The organism is Nocardioides sp. (assembly GCF_024509035.1).
Classification (GTDB): Bacteria; Actinomycetota; Actinomycetes; order Propionibacteriales; family Nocardioidaceae; genus Nocardioides.
The window spans coordinates 755-3,683 of the sequence record NZ_JANINT010000209.1 but is presented as its reverse complement, the minus strand read 5'-3'; the positions used below and the strand labels follow the sequence as shown (position 1 = coordinate 3,683).

Below are 2,929 nucleotides of genomic sequence, written 5' to 3'. Positions count from 1 at the left end.
TGCCCGACGGCCGTGGGCATCGCCCGGGTCCCCGAGGAGACGCTGCGCGCGGCCATCCTCGAGGTCGACGGCGAGGAGGTCGACGCGATCGTGCAGGTGGGCACCAACCTCTCGATGGTGGGCCTGGCCGACCAGATGGAGCAGGTGCTCGGCAAGCCCGTGATCGCGATCAACGCCGCGACGTGGTGGATGGCGCTGCGCGACAACGGTGTGACCGACCAGCTCCAGGGGCACGGCTCGCTGCTCCGCGACCACTGAGGCGCGCGCCGGTGCGCCGGCACTCGACGCACCACAACCAATGACCGGTATCGACATGACCGGCATCGAGAGGGGAGTCCCGTGAACAGCACAGCCGACATCGTGGTCGTCGGGGGCGGGGTGATCGGCACGTCCGTCGCGTACTTCGCTGCCGCGGCAGGGGCCAGCGTCCGCGTCCTGGAGAAGGAGCGGATCGCCGCCGGGGCCACGGGCCACGGCCCGGGGTTCTTCAACGCCTTCGGAGGTGACTTCTCGCCCGGGCCGCACCTGGCGCTCGGCCTCGAGAGCATCCGGCTGATCCGCGAGCACATGGCCGAGCTCGAGCAGTTCCAAGAAGCGCCCGGCTGGTTCAACGATCGGCCGGGACTGGCGCCGGCGTACTCCGCCGAGTCGCTGGCCCACCACCAGCAGATGTACGCCGCCAGCGGCGCGCAGCTCGAGGCCGCCGGAGCGGGCGCCGAGTGGCTGGACGCCGACCAGATCCGCGAGCACGAGCCGCTGCTCGGCCCCAGCGTGCTCGGTGGCTACCTGTTCCCCTCGGTGATCCAGGTGGACGGCTGGAAGCTGGCCCAGATGTACATGGCCGCCGCCGAGAAGCGGGGCGCCCGGCTCGAGACGGCCGAGGTGACGGGACTGGTCTGGGAGGGTGAACGGGCCTCGGGCGTGCGACTCGCGGATGGCTCGGAGGTCTCGGCCGGCCACGTCGTCATCGCCATGGGGTCGTGGACACCCGCAGCGTCGGTCTGGCTGGGCTTCCCGTTGCCGATGTGCAACCTCAAGGGCCAGCTGCACGTCCTGCGCGTGCCCGGGGACGTCGTGCTGAAGCACCACGTGATCGAGCGGATCGCGCTGATGCAGTACCCCGACGGCGACTTCCTGCTGGCCGCGACCCCGGACCCGGCACCGGGCGGAGGCCTGCGACCCACCGACGCCTACATCCGGCCGTTGGCCGAGCGGCACGCTCTTCCCGAGGACACCCAGCTGCTGCTGGACACCGGGATCTCCCGGTTCCCCTTCCTCGAGGCGGCCGAGGTGGTGGAGGACCGCGCGGGCGGACGTCCCATGTCGGTGGACCTCCTGCCGATGATCGGCACAACCCCGGCGTTGAGCAACGTCCACATCGCCTCCGGACACGGCCGCAAGGGCATCCACCTCTCGGCCGCGACCGGCCGGCTGGTGGCCGACACGGTGCTGCACGGCCGCACCGACCTGGCGGTCGACCCTGCGGCGTACTCGCCGATGCGGTTCATGCCCCCCAGGCTCTGAGGCAGGGGCTCACCGCTCCGGCGCCAGCCGGACGTGCTGTGGCCCCAGCTCGGCGACCGTGCGGACGCCGAGCAGGGCCATGGTGCGGCGTGTCTCGGCCGTCAGGATCGTCATCATCCGCTCGACCCCGCGCTGACCGCCGGCCATCAGCCCGTAGAGGTAGGCCCGGCCGACGAGGACCGCGTCGGCACCGAGGGCGAGAGCCGCGACGACGTCGGTGCCCGACATCACCCCGGTGTCGAGCAGCACCTCGGTGCCGCCGCCCAGCGCATCGCGCACGTCGGGGAGCAACCGCAGCGGCACCGGCGCCTGGTCCAGCTGCCGTCCGCCGTGGCTGGAGACCACGATCGCGTCGGCGCCGGCCGCCACCACGCGGCGGGCGTCCTCGACGGTCTGGATCCCCTTGACGACCAGCGGGCCGTGCCAGTGAGCGCGGATCCACTCGAGGTCATCGATCGTCATCGACGGGTCGAGAAGCTCGTCGATCGCCTGGGCATCGGTGTCCCACGAGCTGAGCGAGGCAAACGTGAGGGGCTCCGTCGTGAGCAGGTTGACCCACCAGCCCGGGTGCCGTGCCGCATTGAGCATCGTGCGGCCGGTCAGGGTCGGGGGGATCGTGAAGCCGTTGCGGACGTCGCGGTGCCGCGCCCCCACGACGGGGACGTCGACGGTCAGCACCAGTGCCTCGTACCCGCTGGCCTCGGCGCGGCGCATCAGCTCCTCGGCGCGCGACCGGTCGCGCCACACATAGAGCTGGAACCACCTGCGACCCGACGGCACAGCGTCTGCGACCCGCTCGATCGACGTGGTCCCGAGGGTGGCCAGGCAGTAGGGCACGCCCTGGCGCTCGGCGACGCGCGCGACGGCCAGCTCGCCCTCGTGGTGCATGAGCCGGGTGAAGCCGGTGGGTCCGAAGACCAGCGGCAGGGCGGCGGGGCCGCCGAGGACCGTGGTCGAGGTGTCGAGCTCGGACACGTCGCGCAGCACCGACGGCCGGAGCTCGAGGGAGGCGAAGGTGTCCCTGGCCCGGTGCAGTGTCGACTCCGTCCCGGCCGCCCCGTCGGTGTAGTCGAAGACCGACCGCGGCGACGTGCGCCGCGCGACCTCCCGCAGGTCGGTCACCGTGAGGGCTCGCTCGAGCCGGCGCGCGACCGGGTCGAGGGTCAGCGGCCGGAACCTGATCGACTCCCGCAGCTGGGACCACCGCGGCAGTTGGCGGGTGCTCATGGCGCTACCAGGTCCGGGCGGGCGGCGACTTGATCTCGAGCCAGGTCGCACCGTCTCCGAGGGCGGTCATGCTGTGCTCGGCGCCTGGGGGGTGCCGGAACCCGTCGCCGGGGTGCAGCTCGTGCCGCACTCCGTCGATCTCGGTGACGGCACTGCCGGAGACGAGGTATCCGACGCT

Annotated in this window: 4 protein-coding genes; 2 read left to right on the top strand and 2 right to left on the bottom strand. The window is 72.3% G+C overall.

Features of this window, described 5'->3' with window-relative positions:
* Both Q0L15_RS15320 and Q0L15_RS15315 read left to right on the top strand, forming a co-directional pair.
* On the top strand, window positions 1-258 hold a 258-nt coding region (locus Q0L15_RS15320; protein ID WP_296605321.1), incomplete at its 5' end, for a hypothetical protein.
* Window positions 259-339: 81 nt separating this feature from the next.
* Complete coding sequence (locus Q0L15_RS15315) at window positions 340-1,524, top strand: FAD-dependent oxidoreductase (protein WP_296605320.1); 1,185 nt, start codon at window positions 340-342, stop codon at window positions 1,522-1,524.
* A 9-nt stretch (window positions 1,525-1,533) separates the two neighbouring features.
* Here the strand turns inward: Q0L15_RS15315 and Q0L15_RS15310 are convergent, their stop codons facing one another.
* The gene (locus Q0L15_RS15310) at window positions 1,534-2,751 is read right to left on the bottom strand and encodes an alpha-hydroxy acid oxidase (protein ID WP_296605319.1); all 1,218 of its coding nucleotides are present in this window, start codon (window positions 2,749-2,751) and stop codon (window positions 1,534-1,536) included.
* A gap of 4 nt (window positions 2,752-2,755) precedes the next feature.
* The coding region (locus Q0L15_RS25000; protein ID WP_366939581.1) for a cupin domain-containing protein at window positions 2,756-2,929 on the bottom strand (174 nt) is incomplete at its 5' end.

Bases quoted from the DNA above. Each gene is read 5' to 3' on its own strand.
- Q0L15_RS15310 (WP_296605319.1), bottom strand. From the start codon at position 2,751: ATGAGCACCCGCCAACTGCCGCGGTGGTCCCAGCTGCGGGAGTCGATC.